The organism is Agromyces neolithicus, assembly GCF_039529735.1.
Taxonomy (GTDB): Bacteria; Actinomycetota; Actinomycetes; order Actinomycetales; family Microbacteriaceae; genus Agromyces; species Agromyces neolithicus.
The window spans coordinates 12,765-30,057 of record NZ_BAAANJ010000002.1 but is presented as its reverse complement, the minus strand read 5'-3'; the positions used below and the strand labels follow the sequence as shown (position 1 = coordinate 30,057).

Sequence of the window (17,293 nt, the reverse complement as noted above, 5' to 3'; positions counted from 1 at the left end):
GGCGGCTCGCGGCCCCGATGCATCAGTGGGCCAGCACCCGGCCGATGGCCATCACACCGAGCGGATCGTACGTGCGGATCGTCTTGCGCAGTCGCGCCAGAGTCGCCTCATCGTAGGCGTCGGCGTACTCCTCGGGTGTGAACGTGAAGTTCGGCAGCCGTTGACCGCCCGTCCATGGCGCCATGGCGTCTAAGATCGCCGCGGCGTGGGGCTCTCCTCCAGGGGTGCCGGCGATGCCGACGACCAGTAGGGAGTACGCCGCATCGCGCGAGCAGAATGCGCTCTCGTGTCGGCCTCCGCGTGCGAACGCGCCGCCCATCTGGCGTACCTCCACCAGCACCTGCGGCGAACCTGAGTCCGGCCCGGTCATCGCGAGCAGGGCGTCGACGGCCTTCGCCGGAAACTCGGAGAGCACCTCGGCGGCCTCGTAGACCGGCATCGGGTCCAGCGGGTCGGTGTGCACGGAGTCGATGGCGGTGTAGGGCTTCTGCGCCACGTCGTCGAGGACGACCGGCGCGGACTCGCGGATCTCGGCGAACCGGCGTTCCCCTTCAGCGGCATCCCCGGTCCACACGTAACGCACCGAGAGCGTGAGCCGGCCGGCGAGTGCCGGTGGAACATCGGGCATCGCTGGGAGCTGGAAGAGGGCGATCGAGGTCGTACCGAGCTCGGGCAGCTGATCGGACCAGTGGCGCCACCGCTCGATGACCGTCGCCGCGTCGCTGCCGTCGAACCAGAGCGAGCCGCCGTAGAAGGTGGGTTGGTGTACCAGGTCGAACTCGATGGCCGTAACGATGCCCAGCATTCCCTTCGCGCCACGCAGGGCGAAGAAGAGCTCGGGGTGCTCGGTGGGAGTCGCCCGTCGCAGCACGCCGTCGCCGGTGACGACTTCGATCGCTCGAACCATATCGATCGCCAGGCCGTAGGTGCGGGCCATCGGACCAAGGCCGCCGCCGGTGGTGTATCCGACGATGCCGACATCGGTGATCGAGCCCGACAGGGGGGCGAGGCCGTAGGGTGCGGCCGCCTCCACGACACGGAGCCACTTCACGCCGGCACCGACGCGTGCCCAACCCTCGGGGTGGATGACGCATTCGTCGAGGCCCTTCGTGACGACGAGCAGCTCGGTGACCAGGTCGGCGATCGGGCCGTGCCCCGTTGCCTGCGGGGTGATGTGCATTCCGTATCGGGAGGCGAAACGAACGGCCTCGACCACATCCTGTGCCGTGTGAGCGGCCACGACGGCGGCCGGTCGCACCGGAACGGCGAGGTTCCACGGCGAGACGAGCGCGTCGTAGTCGGCGTCGCCGGGGCAGGCGACCCTGCCTGTCGTGCGACGGTCGAGCTCGTGGAAGGGCGCCTTCGGCGTGGAGAGGTCGGTGCGGGTTTCGACGATGGTCATGATTCCTCCGGGAAAGTGGTGCTCGGCAGCACGCATGGGTGATGATCGGGACCATCATCGGAGGAGGCTCTTGAGACGCCCTTGGGCTCGACTTGAGCCGACGGATCAGACCTGACCGGCCGTCGGGTGCGGCGTCACGAACATCCCATTCGGGTCGACCGCTGTCCGCAGGTCGACAAGGCGCTCCAGCGATGCTGCGGGCCAGCCGCTCCTGGCATCCGCCCGTTCATCCGCCATCAACAGGTAGGTCGAACCACGCGCCCACGGCTGAAGGGCGGCTGTCACTCGGGCGACCTGCGCACGCACCGCCGACCAACCCTCGCCCGTGTCGTTCCCGACGCAGAGAACCAGCACCGAGCCGTCCATGCGATCGAGGGCTCCTGGCCGAGGGGCGGGCCGGGACAATGCGCCACCGAGCTGACGAAGCTCGACGAACATCAGCTCGGAGCCCGATCCCGGGCCGGCAGCTGCGATGAGCGCATCCACCGCATCGACGGGAAACGCGTCGACGATGACGCTGTTGGCATACACGGCGGTGGGCGCCTCGGGGTCGAGGTGCAGGCGTGCAGCGGTCGCGGCCGGAACCTCTGCGAACGTGTCCAGCTCGGGTCGCAGCGCTCGTAGCAGCGCGAGGGTGCGCTCGGCCCCGGTGGGATCGCCGGAGATGACCGCGTCAACGACCACGAGACGCCGGTTGCGCACGTCGGTGGGCAGCCACGACGCGTCGGGTGCTTGGAGGAGCCGTGCGATGGTCGTGACGGACTCCGGCGCGCTCTCGGCGAACTCGGCCCAGGCTGCGAGCACGCGATGCGAGTGCTTCCAGTCCCAGGCGAGCATTCCCGCGGTGACCCGGCGCACCGGCAAGAGGTCGAACTCGAGCGCGGTGACGACGCCGAAGCCGCCGCCTCCGCCGCGTGCGGCCCACAGGAGATCGGAGTCCTGATGGTCGGTTGCGCGCACGAACGTGCCGTCGGCCAAGACGATCTCCACGGCCGTGAGCGCGCTGCACTGCAGGCCGCCGATTCGCGCGTACCAGCTCAGGCCGCCACCGAGCGAGGAGCCGACGACGCCCACGCCCGGGCTCGTGGTGTGCCGGGCGGCGAGGTTCGCCCGGCCGGCTCGCTCGACAACGTCGCCCCAGCGAATGCCCGCGCCGACGCGTGCAGTGCGACGACCGGCATCGATGTTCAGGTCCGTCATGGCCGAGGTTCGCAGCAGCACGGCGTCCTCGAGCCGCCCGGCCAGCGGGGGTGCGCCGTGACCCGTCCCCTGCGGAGCGATCCTGAGGCCGACCGAGGCCGCCGCACGGATCACGTCCGCCACCTCGGACGGAAAGGCCGGGTAGGCCACCGCGGTCGGCCTCGCGTCGACCTGCAGGTTCCACGGCATCCTGGCCTCGTCGAATGCGGCGTCTCCGGGCAGGTGCACGGCCCCGCCGCACAGTCCACGCAGAACATCGGCTCTCGAATCGGTGATCGGTGCGCGTTCAGTGTTCATGCGGATTCCTACGATCGGTGCGTTCGAGGCTTGCATCGCCCACTTGAGTCCGACTTGAATCAGTTGCGACGCCGGTGGTGGACTCGAGCACGGCGAGCACGCTTCCGCGGGCGAGGAACAGTCGCTGTGCGATCTCGTCCACATCCAGCCCGGCCGCGAAGAGGGCCGCCACCCGTCGCTGACGGCTCGTGAGTCCCTCGGGCGCGTCGGCCGCGTCGACCTCCCGGCCGAGGCGTGACAATGCCGCGACCACGTCCCGAACCAGGGAGCGAGCTCCACAGGCGCGGGCTCCGTCCAACGCTGACTCGAGCAGTCGAACGGCCTCGGCGTCGCCGACGTGCGGCGACCGAACGAGCTCCAGCCGCGCGCGCGCCGCTTCCAACACGGATCGCGACCCGGCGAGCAACTCGACCGCCTCACGCAGGTCCGCCGTTCCGTCGGGGCCGCGGAGTTCGCCGCGCAGTCGAAGGGACGACCCGAGCGCCGACGGTGCTCCCCATCGACGCAGGATGGCCACCTCCTCGTCGAGGAGCAGGGCGGCTTCATCGACTCGGCCGAGGGCGGCGAGTGCGCGGGCCTTCAGGCCCCGCCAGGGAGCCCACGCGGGGTTGACGACCTCGGGAATCCCCGCGGAGGCGAGTTCGTCGAGGGCTGCCGTCGGTCGATTCTGCTCGAGGAACAGCCGCGCCGCGGCATCGTGCAGCAGCCGGCCGCCCTCGCCGACCCACGGCAGCCCGCGAGCGGCTTCCAGACCCTCCTCCGCTGCCCGCAGGTCACCTCGGTCGACCATCACGCCCAAGGTGAAGGCGGCCGCGTACGTTGCCGTGGCATCGGAGATGCCCCACATGTTCTGCTGCTCGGTGGCATCTTCGAGCGACTGGAGCGCATCGTCGAGCCGGCCGTAACGCCACTGCATGTACCCCCGCCACAGGTTGACCGACAGTGCGGTGAACAGTCCGCCGTTCGCATGCGCGCGGGCCATCGCTCGGTCCCAGAAGTCGCCGAGGTCCTCATCGGCCAGCAGCAGCACGGCAGCCGCCACGATCCAGAGCAACCCGTAGTCAACGGCGAGCAGCCGATCGCCCACCAGGGCGAAGCGGCACAGCTCGACGGCCCGGTCGCGGTCCACGCCGTCCCGCAGGCGCTCGTAGCCGAGTACGGCCGCGAGCATCCGCGCTCCGTCGCCGTCCCCGGACACCTCCGGCTCCGGGCCCGCGCGGTATCCCGCTTCCGGGAGACCGTGCATGAATCCGGTGATGCGGCGAAGGGCGAGCAGACCCTGTCTCTCATCGTCGAGCCCTGGCGGAAGGGCGGCTGCGGCCGCTGCGGCGAACTCGGTCGCGATCCCGGGGGGCGAGACGAAGACATGCGTGCGCGCGATCACCAGGGCGATCCGCGCGCGCTCCCACTCGTCCGCGAGCAGCTCATACGCCTCGGAGAGGTGCGCCACGCCGGCGCGGCCGTCGACCAGGATCTCGGCCATCCCGAGTTCAACCAGCACAGCGGCTCGTTGCGCGCGCGGCGGCGGTTCCTCCAGCGCCCGCTGCAGAATGATCGCCGCCGCCTCCGGCGCACCGCGCCCCATCGCCGTCCGTGCGGCGGCGCGAAGCACCTCCACGGTGCTGCCGTCACCGCGTCGCGGCGCGACCATGAGGTGCGCGGCCACGTGCTCATCGGTTGCGCCATGCTCGCGGAGAAGGCTCGCGGCGCGCTCGTGGAAGAGCGCTCGCTCCGCGGCCGGCAGCGCATCATGAACGGCCTCGCGGATGAGGGGGTGCACGAACGCCGGGCGGAGTTCGTGGGTGAGGATCTCACTCCGGCTCAGGGTATCCAGGGCGCCGGCGGCCTGTTCCTCTGGTAGCTGCGCGAGGGCAGCCACGGTCGGCAGGTCGGCCGCCTCGCCGAGCACGGCCACCGCGCGTGCCGCCGCCGTCGCCGCCTCGGGCATCCGGCGCAACCGCATGGTCACCAATGCCGACGTGGCCCGCGAGCCCACCGCCCGCACGGTGTCCACGTGCGACACATCGGGCCGGACGTCCTCGTCCTCCAGAGCGCGCAGCAACTGGCGCAGCAGCAGCGGATTGCCCGACGTCATGCGGTGGCAGGCCGCTACGAAGGCCTCCGCGCCCTCGCCGAGCCGCTCCCGCACGAGCAGCCCGGCCGCCTCCATGGACAGCGGTGCCGGTCGCAGGATGGTGACCGACGGGTCGACCGCGATCTCGGCGAGGGGGGCGTCGTCGGGATGCCGCTCGTCGCTGCGGCGGGCGAGCAGGACGAGCAGAGGGAGTCCCTCGAGCCGCTTGACGAGGTACGCGAGGAACCGGAGCGAGGCCGTGTCGCACCACTGGACATCGTCGACGCAGATGACCGTTGGGCCCTGTGACGAGGTATTGACAGCCAGCCAGTACAGGGCGTGCAGGACGGCGAAGCTGCCGTGCTGAACCGGGGGCTCGTCGCCGACGTCGTCGAAGACCGCCGCCGCCCCGGACGCTGCGCCACTCAGCAGCGGATCGCGTTGCCCGGCCCCGTTCACACTTCGCTCGAAGAGCTGCCGTACCACGCCGAACCCGAAGGCTTGCTCCAGCGCGCTCCCTCGGGCCGACAGCACCCGCAGCCCCTCTGTCGCTGCGGTGCGCGATGCCTCGGCCAACAGCCGTGTCTTGCCGATGCCCGCCGGGCCTTCGATGAGCACGCACGCCGAGTCGCCGGCGGCAACCGCGCGGACCGCCAGGCGCAACACGGCCATCTCGGTGGCGCGATCGACGAGGTCGACCGGGGGTGTCGAGTGGTCCGGTGACGGCGAGCGGTCGGGCCACTCCGGCGTCGTGGCCGTGGTGGGCCGGTCCAGGGTCGGCGATTGCGCCAGCACCTCCGCCTCGAGCCGGCGGAGGGCCGGTCCAGGGTCGACGCCGAGTTCGTCGGCGAGTGTCGCGCGTGCACGGCGAAGGGCGTCGAACGCATCGGCCTGTCGCTGGGCGCGGTAGAGCGCGAGCACGAGGAGGCGCCATCGTTCCTCGCGAAGCGGATCCTCTGCGACAAGTGCCTCGAGTTCGCCGACCAGCGGCGCGGCGTCCTTCAACGCCAGCCTGGCTGCCAGCAGCCGCTCTCTGGCGACTGCGTGCAGTTCGGTCAGGCGGACGATCTCGGCCTCGACCCAGGGCTCGCTCGTGTACTCCGCGTACGGTGGTCCCCGCCACAGCTGGAGTGCGCCCTCGAGGGTGCGCGCGGCGTCGGCGGGCGGCAGGTCGGCGGCCTCGTCCACGGCCCGCTCCAGCATCCAGGCGTCGACACCGTCAGGTTCCATTCGCAGGATGTAGCCGGCACCGGTGCTCGCGATCACCCCGTCGCGATGACGTGCGCCCGCCTCGGGCTCGAGTCGGCGGCGCAGATGGCTGACGTACGCTTGGATGGCACCTGCGGGGTTGGCCGGTGCGGAATCGCCCCACACGCAGGCGGCGAGGCGATCGAGCGGAACGAGTTGGTTCCGCATGACGATGAGGGCTGCGAGCACGGCGCGCTGGCGCCGTCCGCCGAGGTCGAAGGCTGCGCCGTCACGGGTGGCAGTCAACTCGCCGAACACACGAAGGCGCAGACTCCCGTCCCTGTCCACCTCTCTCCCCGTCCTGCTAGGTCGAGGATAGCGACGCCCAGAGGCCTGCGATAGGGCATGGGCGACCGGGTTCTCGCTAGGTGACGGGGCCGGTCCACTTCTCACCGGGGCCCTGCCCGATCGCGTCGGGGATGACCGAGGCCTCGCGGAAGGCGAGCTGCAGCGATCGCAGTCCGTCGCGCAGCGACCGCGCGTGCATGTCGCTGATCTCGGGTGCGCCAGCGGTGATGAGACCCGCGAGGGCGTGGATGAGCTTTCGGGCCTCGTCGAGGTCGACCTGCTCATCGGGATCGTCGGCGAGCCCGACCTTGACCGCCGCAGCGCTCATCAGGTGCACGGCCGCGGTCGTGATGATCTCGACCGCGGGAACCTCGGCGATGTCGCGGGTGGCGTCGCCGACCGTATCGCCGGCCTGTGCCTCGGGAGCGCCCTCGACGGTGGACTCGACTGAACTATGGCTCACGGAATTCCTCTGTTAGACTGCTTCGGGCTCCGGGGCTTCACCCCGGTACGAAAGTGGAGATTCTCCCACCCGCGCATACCGCTTCATCAAGGTTACCGGGTCGATTGCACTCCGCTCTCACGTCGCACGACGCGGGAGTAGACAGGGTGCCGCATGAGATGCACGGTGGGATTCCGTGCGCGGATGCGTGAATTTCTCCTTTCGTCGCTGGGCGGCGACCGCCTCCCGGCAGAGCGAAACAGCTGAGTAGAGGAGAACACGCATCAGCGATCCCCGTACCAACGACCGTATCCGCGTTCCCGAGGTCCGCCTCGTGGGGCCTGGCGGAGAGCAGGTCGGCGTCGTGAAGATCGAGGTGGCCCTGCGGCTCGCGCAGGAGGCCGATCTCGATCTCGTCGAGGTCGCACCGAACTCCAAGCCGCCGGTCGCCAAGATCATGGACTACGGCAAGTACAAGTACGAGGCTGCGCAGAAGGCGAAAGAGGCCCGGCGCAACCAGGCGAACACGATCCTCAAAGAGGTGCGGTTCCGTCTCAAGATCGACAAGCACGACTACGAGACCAAGATGAAGCGCGCCGTCGGCTTCCTGAAGGCCGGCGACAAGGTCAAGGCGATGATCCTCTTCCGCGGGCGCGAGCAGTCGCGCCCCGAGATGGGCGTTCGCCTTCTGCAGCGCTTCGCCGAAGACGTGGCGGAGTTCGGCACGGTCGAGCACAACCCCACGATCGACGGCCGCAACATGGTCATGGTCATCGCGCCCCTGAAGAACAAGTCCGAGGCCAAGGCCGAGGCGAACGCACAGCGTGCTGCGGCGAAGGCGCGACCGGCGGCCGATGCCCCGGCAGCGCCCGAGTCGCAGACGGTCGAACCCACCGAGGGCTAGACCAGCCACCCACGTCCGTCACCCGCGTGACGGCAGAACCAAGGAGAAACACGAGATGCCGAAGCAGAAGACCCACTCCGGGTCGAAGAAGCGCTTCAAGGTCACCGGCAGCGGCAAGATCAAGAAGCAGCAGGCCGGTATGCGCCACAACCTCGAGGTCAAGGCCTCGAAGCGCAAGGCCCGTCTGAATCAAGACAAGGTCGTGTCGGCCCCCGACGCCAAGGTCATCAAGAAGCTTCTCGGCCGCTGAGCCGCGACACGTAAGGAAGAAACAGAGTCATGGCAAGAGTGAAGCGGGCGGTCAACGCCCACAAGAAGCGCCGGGTCATCCTCGAGCGCGCCGAGGGATACCGCGGCCAGCGTTCGCGCCTCTACCGCAAGGCGAAGGAGCAGGTCACCCACTCGCTCGTCTACTCGTACAACGACCGTCGCAAGAAGAAGGGCGACTTCCGTCGTCTCTGGATCCAGCGCATCAACGCGGCCTCGCGTGCCAACGGTCTCACCTACAACCGCCTCATCCAGGGCCTCGGCCTTGCCGGCGTCGAGGTCGACCGTCGCATCCTCGCCGAGCTCGCGGTCAACGAGCCCGCCACGTTCGCGGCGCTCGTCGAGACCGCCAAGAAGGCACTGCCGGCCGACACGTCGGCTCCGAAGACCGCCGCGTAGGCAGCACTTCGCATCGAACGGCCCGGCACCCTCGTGGTGCCGGGCCGTTCGCCTGTACGCCCGGCACTCACCACCTGTTCCAGCTCGCACTCGCCATCCCTCCATGCACCAAGGACAGGAAGACGCGCCGAACGCGCTGCGAGAACAGGCGCCACGCCCCGTCATGCGGGGCGTTCTCCTGTTTCGGAACGCCGGATGACGCATCGAGGGCTATTTCCGCGCAGCCGTAGACTTGCAACATGCTCGAGAACCCCCGCTCGCCGCGCGTTCGCGCGGTCGCCAAGCTCGCCAAGAAGTCCGAGCGGGTCGACACCGGGCAGTTCCTGCTCGAAGGTCCGCAGGCCGTCTCGGAGGCGCTCACCTTCCGCTCGGAACTCGTCGTCGAACTCTACGCCACGCCGAGCGCCCTCGAGCGCCACAACGAGATCGCCCGGGCTGCCGACGATGCCGACGTGCACATCGAGTTCGTCACCGAGGCGGTGCTCGACGCGATGGCTGACACGGTCACCCCGCAGGGGTTCGTCGCGGTGTGCCGCCAGTTTCCGACCGCGGTGAAAGAGGTGTTCGCGGCATCCCCGAAGCTCGTCGCAATTCTCGAAGAGGTGCGCGACCCTGGCAACGCGGGCACGATAGTGCGCGCCGCCGATGCCGCGGGCGCCGATGCCGTGATCTTCACCGGGCGCGCGGTCGACCTCTACAACCCCAAGGTCGTGCGGGCGTCGACGGGGTCGATCTTCCACCTGCCGATCGCGGTCGGTGCCGAACTCGCCGACGTGCTCGAGCGCGCTCGTGGTGCCGGCATGACGGTGCTGGCGGCCGACGTCAAGGGCGACGACCTGCTCACCGTGCGCGCCGATGGCGTGCTCGCACAGCCGACTGCCTGGCTCTTCGGCAACGAGGCTCGGGGACTGCCCGACGAGCAGCTCGAGCTCGCCGATCGGGCCGTCACCGTGCCCATCTACGGGCATGCCGAATCGATGAACCTCGCCACCGCGGCATCCGTCTGCCTCTACGAAAGCGCCTTCGCCCAGCGAAGCGTGCATCACGGTTAGGTAACCACCGCGCCTCGGGTTGTCCGACGGTTCCGATTGGCCCTAGTTTGAGGGTTATGGAGCCTGCCCAGCCCGCACCCGCGACGTCGAACATCAGTGTGCGCCGAGGCGAACCCCTCGTCGTGATCGAACAGGTCGAGAAGCACTTCGGCGACCTGCACGTGCTCAACGACATCAATACCGTGGTCAACCGGGGTGAGGTCGTCGTCGTCATCGGGCCGTCGGGTTCGGGAAAGTCGACCCTCTGCCGCGCCATCAACCGGCTCGAGACGATCGACTCGGGCACCATCTCGATCGACGGTGCCCACCTTCCCGAAGAGGGCGCCGCCCTCGCAAAGCTTCGCGCAGACGTCGGCATGGTCTTCCAGTCCTTCAATCTCTTCGCCCACAAGACGGTGCTCGAGAACGTGACGATCGCCCCGATCAGGGTCAAGAAGATGGCGCGCAAGGCCGCCGATGAGCTGGCGATGAAGCTGCTCGAGCGCGTCGGTGTCGCCAACCAGGCGAGCAAGATGCCCGCTCAACTCTCGGGGGGCCAGCAGCAGCGCGTCGCGATCGCCCGATCACTGGCGATGAATCCGAAGCTCATTCTGCTCGACGAGCCCACGAGTGCGCTCGACCCCGAGATGATCAACGAGGTGCTCGACGTCATGATCGGCCTCGCGAAAGACGGCATGACGATGATCGTCGTCACGCACGAGATGGGCTTCGCCCGCAAGGCGGCCGACCGCGTGCTCTTCATGGCCGACGGCAAGATCGTCGAAGAGGCGACGCCCGCCGAGTTCTTCGACAACCCCCAGTCCGATCGCGCGAAGGACTTCCTCTCGAAGATCCTCGAGCACTAGGCCTTCGCCGTCACAAGCGGCGGGGAACACCACACAGGAGAAGAGGCAGAGACATGAAACGCATGAGAATCGCACTCGTCGCGGCAGCGGCGGCTTCGGCACTCGCGCTCGCAGGCTGCGCCACCGGCGGCGGCGAGGCCGAGCCGACCGAAGAGGAAGCCGCGCCCACGTTCGAGGCGGGCACGACGATGGCCGAGCTCGCCGAGGCCGGCGAGATCACGGTCGGCACGAAGTTCGACCAGCCGCTCTTCGGCCTGCTCGACCCGAACACGAACACCCCGGTCGGCTTCGATGTCGAGATCGCGAAGATCATCGCGGGTGAACTCGGCATCAGTGAAGACAACATCAACTGGGTCGAGTCGGTGTCGGCGAACCGTGAGCCATTCATCGAGAACGGCGAAGTCGACATCGTCGTAGCGACCTACACGATCAACGACAAGCGCAAAGAGGTCGTCTCGTTCGCCGGCCCGTACTACATGGCAGGTCAGTCGATCCTCGTGCTCGCCGACAACGAGGACATCACGAGCGAAGAAGACCTCGTCGGTCAGCCGGTGTGCTCGGTGACCGGTTCGACGCCGGCCCAGAAGCTCACCGAGATCGGCGCGGTGCCGCTGCTCACCGACACCTACACGAACTGCCTCGAGCCGCTGCGCAGTGGCGAGGTCGTCGCGGTGTCGACCGACAACGTCATCCTCGCGGGCCTTGCAGCCCAGAACGAGGGCGAGTTCAAGGTCGTCGGTGAGCCGTTCACCGAAGAGCCATATGGCATCGGCCTCGCGCTCGACGACACCGAGTTCCGCATGTGGATCAACGATGTGCTCGAGGCTTCGTACGAGGACGGCTCATACGAGGAGGCCTGGAACTCGACGGCCGGCACGGTGCTGCCGTTCGTGGAGCCGCCGGCACCCGACCGCTACTGATCCGATCGGTGCGTGGTCCGGGCGTTCCGCCCGGACCACGTCCGGCTCGAAGTGAACGACTGAAGGGACGCGTGTGGACGTCGTCATCGACAACCTCCCGAGATACCTCGACGGGTTCAGCAAGACGCTGATTCTGCTCGCGGCGTCTGGGGTCATCGCGCTCATCCTCGGCACGCTCATCGCGGCCATGCGCATCTCGCCGATTCCGTCTCTGCGCTGGTTCGCGACCGTCTACACCGAACTCGCCCGCAACACGCCGCTCACGCTCGTGCTGTTCTTCTGCGCGTTCATCCTTCCTTACCTGGGTGTTCGGTTCGACTACATGATCCTCGCGATCATCGGCCTCTCGTACTACACGTCGCCGTTCGTCGCAGAGGCACTTCGATCGGGAGTCAACGGCGTGCCCGTCGGACAGGCAGAGGCCGCTCGCAGCCTCGGCTTCGGGTTCTCCCAGTCGGTGAGCCTCATCATCCTGCCGCAGGCATTCCGCATGACGGTGCCTCCGCTCATCAACGTGTTCATCGCGCTCACGAAGAACACATCGGTCGCCGGTGGATTCTTCGTCGCTGAACTGTTCACGATCGGCAAGGAGCTCGCGAACGCGAACGGCCAGGCCGTCATCGCGGTGCTGCTCGGCGTCGCGACGTTCTACCTCATCATCACGGTTCCGCTCGGCCTGCTCGCCGTACAGCTCGAGAAGAAATGGGTGGTCGCGCGATGACCGGCGCCAACGTCCTGTTCGACGCACCGGGCCCACGCGCCCGTCGCCGCTCACTGATCGTCTCGATCATCGCCGGCACCCTGATTCTCGCCGGCATCGTCTGGGTGCTCCTGATCCTCGCCGCGCCACGCGAGAGTTCGGGCGGTCTCGTACTTCCGGGCCAGTTCGACCCGACGCGGTGGGACATCTATGCCAACCCGGCCATCTGGGCGGCCATCGGCGGCGGCGTGGTGCGCACCCTGCAGGCGGCACTCGTTGCAGCCGTCCTTGCCATTCTGCTCGGCGTGGTCTTCTCGCTGCTTCGCAGTTCGCACATCGCCTGGATCCGCATTCCGACGGCAGTGGTGCTCGAGTTCATTCGCGGCATGCCGGTGCTGCTCATGATGCTCTTCATCCTGCTCGTCGCATCGACCGGCCAGTACTGGGCCGTCGTCAGCGCGCTCGCGCTGTACAACGGCGCGATCATCGGCGAAGCCCTTCGCGCCGGCCTCGCGTCGCTGCCTCGTGGGCAACGCGAAGCGGCGCTCAGCGTGGGCATGCGCGAAATGCAGTCGAAGTTCCTCATCGAGTTCCCGCAGGCCTTCCGGCAGATGCTGCCGATCATCGTCGCGCAGCTCGTGGTGCTGCTCAAGGACACTGCCCTCGGATTCATCGTCGGGTACAACGAGCTCATCCGCACGACGATGTACAACCTCGCGGCGTTCGTCGGCAATCGTTACCTGTTCTCGCTCTTCTTCGTCACGCTCGTCATCTACCTCATCATCAACCTCACGCTGTCGTGGTTCGCGAGATGGCTCTCGCGTCGCACCGCGAGCGGTGGTCGCAAGGCGAAGGGCAAGCCGATCGATCCGACTCAGGGGCTGCTCGTCGTCCAGGCCTCTGCTGCGGCCCAAGAGGGCCGCCAAGGCTGACTGGCACGCCGGGCGAACGCGACGCGAGGCGGTGCCGCACGCCGGTAGACTCGTACTTCGTGTCCGAGCCCCGTGAAATCACCGAGAGCGCCGTGCAATCGGCGGTCGATGCAGCCCTCGCGGCCATCGCGTCGGCCGGCGACTCCGCCGCGCTGAAGCAGGTCCGCACCGAGCACACCGGCGACAAGTCGGCGCTGGCGCTCCTGAACGCCCAGTTGCGCAACGTGCCCAACGAGCAGAAGGCCGCGCTCGGCAAACTCGTCGGCGGCGCCCGCGGCCGCGTCAACCAGGCGTTCGCGGCGCGCGAGGCCGAGATCGTCGAGGCCGAGGCCGCCGCGCAACTCGCCGCCGAAGCCGTTGATGTCACTGCCCTGCCGTCGCGGTTCACGCCCGGCGCGAGGCATCCGCTCTCGCTTCTGCAAGACCGGGTGTGCGACGTGTTCACCGGAATGGGCTGGGAGATCGCAGAGGGCCCCGAGGTCGAGAGCGAGTGGTTCAACTTCGACGCGCTGAACTTCGACGCCGACCACCCGGCGCGTGCCATGCAAGACACCTTCTTCGTCGACCCGCCCGAGGCGCACCTCGTGATGCGCACGCACACGAGCCCGGTGCAGATCCGCTCGATGCTCGATCGCGAGCTGCCGCTCTACGTGCTCGCGCCGGGTCGGGTATACCGCACCGACGAGTTCGACGCCACGCACCTGCCGGTCTTCATGCAGTTCGAGGGCGTCGCCGTCGACAAGGGCCTCACGATGGCGCACCTCAAGGGCACGCTCGACCACTTCGTGAAGGCGATCTTCGGTGACGAGGCGAAGATCCGCCTGCGCCCGAGCTTCTTCCCGTTCACCGAGCCGAGCGCCGAGCTCGACTTCTGGCACCCGACCTTCAAGGGCGGCGCCCGCTGGATCGAGTGGGGCGGCTGCGGCATGATGCACCCCAACGTGCTGAAGGCCGCGGGCATCGATCCCGCGGTCTACACGGGGTTCGCCTTCGGCATGGGCGTCGAGCGCGGCCTCATGCTTCGCAACGACGTACAAGACATGCGTGAAATGGTCGAGGGAGACGTTCGCTTCTCCCAGCAGTTCGGAATGGTGGTCTAAGACATGCGAGTGCCGCTCAGCTGGCTCGCCGAGTACGTCGAACTCGTCCCGGGCACCACGCCCGAAGACGTGCACGCCGCCCTCGTCAAGGTCGGTCTCGAAGAAGAAGACGTGCACACCTTCGAGCTCGAGGGCCCGATCGTCGTCGGCGAGGTGCTCGAGTTCGTCGAGGAGCCGCAGACCAACGGCAAGACCATCCGCTGGTGTCAGGTGCGGGTCGCGCCCGATGGTGAGACGGCGGCCGACGGGGGAGATGCCGTGCATGGCATCGTCTGCGGCGCCCGCAACTTCTTCGTCGGCGACAAGGTCGTCGTGACCCTGCCCGGCGCCGTGCTGCCCGGGCCGTTCCCGATCGCCGCGCGCAAGACCTACGGCCACGTCAGCGACGGAATGATCGCCTCGGCACGCGAGCTCGGCCTCGGCGACGACCACGAGGGCATCCTGCGGCTGTCGACCCTCGGCATCGACGCGCCAGTCGGCACCGACGCGATCGCCCTGCTCGGGCTCGACGACGCCGCCATCGAGATCAACGTCACGCCCGACCGTGGCTACGCCTTCTCGATCCGCGGTGTCGCCCGCGAGTACGCGCATGCCACTGGTGCCCGGTTCCGCGATCCGGTCGAGCAGGTGGCGCCGGCGGATGTCTCTTCGTCGGCGTTCCCCGTAGAGGTCCGCGACGAGGCGCCCATCCGCGGTCGCATCGGCTCGGCGGTCTTCGCGACCCGCATCGTGCGCGGGGTCGACCCGACGCGTCTGACACCCGCGTGGATGATCGCACGGCTGAAACTCGCCGGCATCCGCTCGATCTCGGTGCTCGTCGACATCACGAACTACGTCATGCTCGAGCTCGGCCAGCCGATCCACGGATACGATCTCGACGCGCTGCGGGGCGGCATCGTCGTGCGGCGGGCCGCGCCGGGCGAGACGATCGTCACGCTCGACGGCAAGGAACGCACGCTCCACCCCGAAGACCTGCTCATCACCGATGACCGAGGTGCGATCGGTATCGCGGGCGTCATGGGCGGCGCCGACACCGAGATGGGTGAGGCGACCCGCAACGTGCTCATCGAAGCCGCCAACTTCGACCCGGTGTCGATCGCGCGTTCCGCGCGTCGGCACAAGCTGCCGAGCGAGGCGTCGCGCCGTTTCGAACGCGGGGTCGACCCCGAGATCGCCGGGGCCGCTGCGTCGCGTGTGGCCCAGCTCATGGTCGATCTCGCCGGTGGGGTCGCCGAGCAGGGCGGGTCGCTCATCGACGAGGCACCGGCACGGGCGGCCATCGTGCTGCCGCACGGGTTCGTGTCGAGCCTCATCGGCGTCGAGTACACCGAGACAGAGGTGCACGACGCGCTCGCCGAGATCGGTGGCGCGGTCACCGCCGTCGACGGCGGGTTCTCTGTGCTGCCGCCGTCGTGGCGCCCCGATCTCACGGGGCGCGAGGAGCTCGCCGAAGAGGTGGCGCGACTCGTCGGCTACCACCGCATCCCCTCGGTGCTTCCGGTGGCCCCGCCCGGGCGCGGGCTCACCCGCTCGCAGCGGCTGCGCCGTCAGACGGCCGACGTGCTCGCCGGTGCCGGGGCCGCTGAGGTGCTCAGCTTCCCGTTCGCAACCGCCGACGAGAATGCGCTCTACGGCAGCGCCGACGGTTCTGTCGTGGCATCCGTGCGCCTCGCGAACGCACTCGACCAGTCGACCCCGTTCCTGCGTCGCTCGCTGTTGCCAGGCCTCATCGGCGCTGCGCGACGCAACCGCTCGCGCGGCCTCAACGACCTCGACCTGTTCGAGATGGGGCTCGTGTTCCTGCCCGAGGCCGGACGCGCCTATGGCTCCGCCGAGCTCCCCGTCGGCGATGCGAAGCCGAGCGACGAGACCCTTGCAGCGCTGAATTCCGGCATCCCGCGGCAGCCGCGTCACCTCGCTGTGCTGCTCGTCGGCGACGCCGTCACCAAGCAGCCCGGTCAGGTCGCCGTGCCGGTCGGCATCGTCGACGCGCTCGACGCCGTGCGACGTGTCGTGCTCGCGACGGGTGCCGAGCTCGAGGTCGTGCAGGGCGCGCACCAGGCGCTGCACCCGGGTCGTACCGCCGAGCTCCGCGTCGGCGGGCAGACGATCGGGTACGCGGGCGAACTGTTACCGGCGATCGCCCTCGAACTCGACCTGCCGCGTGTGGTGGCGGTCGCCGAACTCGACCTCGACGCGGTGATCGCGGCGACCGAACCGGCGGTCGAGGCGCAGCCGATCGGAACCCTTCCGGCGGCGACGCAAGACCTGTCGCTCGTCGTCGGCGCCGAGGTCTCGGCGGCTGACGTTGCCGCGGCCGTGCGCGAGGGGGCAGGCGATCTGCTCGAGCACGTGCACCTCGTCGACGACTACCGCGGCTCGGGGGTTCCCGAAGCGTCGAAGAGCCTCACGTTCGCCCTGCGGTTCCGCGCGCCAGACCGTACGCTCACGGCGGCCGAGGCGAGCGAGGCCAAGAACGCAGGCGCAGCGCTCGCCGGTGAGCGCTTCGGTGCGGTGATCCGCGCGTAGCCGCGTCTGCCGTCCTCCCTGCAAAATCCGCCGAGCTAGGCTTCCTGTCGCTGAGGGGAAGCGCCGGCCGGCTCGCCCTCGTCCTCCCAGCGGAAGAGCATCGCGTAGACCGGCCCCGCGGCGAACCAGATCGCGGCGATGGCGGTGAGCCGCGCCGCCATCGCCCACAGCGGGTCGGCCCACATCGCGTCCCAGTCGGCCGGAAGACCGGCACCGGCCACCCACCCGAGGCCGAAGAGACCGGGGAGTGCGATCGCCCAGGCGACGAGCACGCGCCGCCATTCCGCCCACATTCTGCGCACGTACTCCGGGCCCGACTTGGGCGGCTTCGGCGGGCGCGGTGCGCCGGCGAAGCGGTACGCGAACCACCGGTCGGCCCACGCGATCGTCGCATGGCCGAATCCGATCGTGAATCCGAGGTAGATGACGGCCAGGGCGTGCACGAAGTCGGGTTCCGCGCCGCCCGCGAGGTCGACGGCGGTCAGCGCAATGAGCACGAGGTCGAGCAGCGGCACGCAGAGCAGGATGATCCGGCTTGCCCGAGGCATCCGGAGTACGTATCGGGTGGTGAGCCCGACCGCGAGGGCCACCCAGAAGGCGACCTCGACGGCGAGGATCGCCCAGAGGATCGGGTTGAACTCGGTCACTCGGTGCATGGTGAACAGCCTGCGGCCCATCGACCGTGCGTGGCGTC

Annotated in this window: 15 protein-coding genes; 10 read left to right on the top strand and 5 right to left on the bottom strand. The window is 68.9% G+C overall.

Annotation, left to right across the window (positions count from 1 at the left end):
* Window positions 1-22: 22 nt before the first annotated feature.
* From ABD164_RS03390 to ABD164_RS03375, 4 genes are all read right to left on the bottom strand, one after another.
* Complete coding sequence (locus ABD164_RS03390; RefSeq protein ID WP_344293443.1) at window positions 23-1,402, bottom strand: FAD-binding oxidoreductase; 1,380 nt, start codon at window positions 1,400-1,402, stop codon at window positions 23-25.
* Between the two features lie 105 nt (window positions 1,403-1,507).
* Window positions 1,508-2,899 carry an FAD-binding oxidoreductase gene (locus ABD164_RS03385; protein ID WP_344293441.1) on the bottom strand — a complete coding sequence of 464 codons (1,392 nt, stop codon included), beginning with the start codon at window positions 2,897-2,899 and terminating at the stop codon, window positions 1,508-1,510.
* Entirely contained in the window at window positions 2,889-6,467 is a 3,579-nt protein-coding gene (locus ABD164_RS03380) for an ATP-binding protein (RefSeq protein ID WP_344293440.1), read from the bottom strand. The genes ABD164_RS03385 and ABD164_RS03380 overlap by 11 nt, the downstream gene beginning before the upstream one ends.
* A gap of 118 nt (window positions 6,468-6,585) precedes the next feature.
* Complete coding sequence (locus ABD164_RS03375) at window positions 6,586-6,888, bottom strand: DUF1844 domain-containing protein (protein ID WP_344294090.1); 303 nt, start codon at window positions 6,886-6,888, stop codon at window positions 6,586-6,588.
* A gap of 346 nt (window positions 6,889-7,234) precedes the next feature.
* On the opposite strand from ABD164_RS03375, the gene infC reads away from it, so the two are divergent.
* The 10 genes from infC to pheT all read left to right on the top strand — a co-directional run bounded on the left by infC (window position 7,235) and on the right by pheT (window position 16,599).
* Window positions 7,235-7,855 carry a translation initiation factor IF-3 gene (gene infC / locus ABD164_RS03370; RefSeq protein WP_344294088.1) on the top strand — a complete coding sequence of 207 codons (621 nt, stop codon included), beginning with the start codon at window positions 7,235-7,237 and terminating at the stop codon, window positions 7,853-7,855.
* A 55-nt stretch (window positions 7,856-7,910) separates the two neighbouring features.
* Window positions 7,911-8,105 (top strand): 50S ribosomal protein L35, encoded by a 195-nt coding sequence (gene rpmI / locus ABD164_RS03365; protein ID WP_231048220.1) that lies wholly within the window; start codon window positions 7,911-7,913, stop codon window positions 8,103-8,105.
* Window positions 8,106-8,134: 29 nt separating this feature from the next.
* Window positions 8,135-8,521 (top strand): 50S ribosomal protein L20, encoded by a 387-nt coding sequence (gene rplT, locus ABD164_RS03360; protein ID WP_344293437.1) that lies wholly within the window; start codon window positions 8,135-8,137, stop codon window positions 8,519-8,521.
* A gap of 239 nt (window positions 8,522-8,760) precedes the next feature.
* The gene (locus tag ABD164_RS03355) at window positions 8,761-9,573 is read left to right on the top strand and encodes a TrmH family RNA methyltransferase (protein WP_344293435.1); all 813 of its coding nucleotides are present in this window, start codon (window positions 8,761-8,763) and stop codon (window positions 9,571-9,573) included.
* A 56-nt stretch (window positions 9,574-9,629) separates the two neighbouring features.
* Window positions 9,630-10,418, top strand: coding sequence for an amino acid ABC transporter ATP-binding protein (locus ABD164_RS03350; RefSeq protein WP_344293433.1), 789 nt, complete (start codon window positions 9,630-9,632; stop codon window positions 10,416-10,418).
* Between the two features lie 53 nt (window positions 10,419-10,471).
* On the top strand, window positions 10,472-11,338 hold the full coding sequence (locus tag ABD164_RS03345) for a glutamate ABC transporter substrate-binding protein (RefSeq protein ID WP_344293431.1): 867 nt from the start codon (window positions 10,472-10,474) through the stop codon (window positions 11,336-11,338).
* Between the two features lie 73 nt (window positions 11,339-11,411).
* On the top strand, window positions 11,412-12,059 hold the full coding sequence (locus ABD164_RS03340) for an amino acid ABC transporter permease (RefSeq protein WP_344293429.1): 648 nt from the start codon (window positions 11,412-11,414) through the stop codon (window positions 12,057-12,059).
* A complete protein-coding gene (locus ABD164_RS03335) occupies window positions 12,056-12,970 on the top strand; it encodes an amino acid ABC transporter permease (RefSeq protein ID WP_344293427.1) in 915 nt (304 codons plus the stop codon). The genes ABD164_RS03340 and ABD164_RS03335 overlap by 4 nt, the downstream gene beginning before the upstream one ends.
* A 59-nt stretch (window positions 12,971-13,029) precedes the next feature.
* Window positions 13,030-14,070 (top strand): phenylalanine--tRNA ligase subunit alpha, encoded by a 1,041-nt coding sequence (gene pheS / locus ABD164_RS03330; protein WP_344293425.1) that lies wholly within the window; start codon window positions 13,030-13,032, stop codon window positions 14,068-14,070.
* 3 nt (window positions 14,071-14,073) lie between these two features.
* Window positions 14,074-16,599 (top strand): phenylalanine--tRNA ligase subunit beta, encoded by a 2,526-nt coding sequence (pheT, locus tag ABD164_RS03325; RefSeq protein WP_344293423.1) that lies wholly within the window; start codon window positions 14,074-14,076, stop codon window positions 16,597-16,599.
* A gap of 35 nt (window positions 16,600-16,634) precedes the next feature.
* On the opposite strand, the gene ABD164_RS03320 is transcribed toward pheT, so the two are convergent.
* On the bottom strand, window positions 16,635-17,255 hold the full coding sequence (locus ABD164_RS03320) for a hypothetical protein (RefSeq protein ID WP_344293421.1): 621 nt from the start codon (window positions 17,253-17,255) through the stop codon (window positions 16,635-16,637).
* Between the last annotated feature and the right edge of the window lie 38 nt (window positions 17,256-17,293).